The organism is Citrobacter cronae (assembly GCF_016893685.1).
Classification (GTDB): domain Bacteria; phylum Pseudomonadota; class Gammaproteobacteria; order Enterobacterales; family Enterobacteriaceae; genus Citrobacter; species Citrobacter werkmanii.
Window position 1 is genome coordinate 3,965,623 of the sequence record NZ_CP069763.1, and the last position, 232, is coordinate 3,965,854.

2 protein-coding genes are annotated in these 232 nt (G+C 52.2%); both read right to left on the reverse strand.

Annotation, left to right across the window (positions count from 1 at the left end):
- Positions 1-127: bacteriophage antitermination protein Q (locus JSN25_RS22185; protein WP_233638449.1), on the reverse strand; the 127-nt coding region annotated here is incomplete at its 3' end.
- Positions 124-232 (reverse strand): YlcG family protein (locus tag JSN25_RS17150; RefSeq protein ID WP_204525740.1); only part of this gene is annotated, 109 nt, incomplete at its 5' end. The genes JSN25_RS17150 and JSN25_RS22185, both read right to left, overlap by 4 nt.

Below are 232 nucleotides of genomic sequence, written 5' to 3' on the forward strand. Positions count from 1 at the left end.
TAAACGTTCCCGTATCGAACTTCGCGTTCTCAAGCCAGGCCATCAACTGCCCTTTCGTCGCACCACTTAAATCGGCGGTGGCCACCATCAACTGCTGGCGCACGTATTCGAGAAATTGAGTGTTCATATAGAACCGCCTATGGTTTTGATGTAGTTCTTCAGTATTCGGTAGTCCGTCAGCACCGAGCCGGGGAAATGGTATAAGCGCAATCGCTGCCAGCGAAAGCGGAGG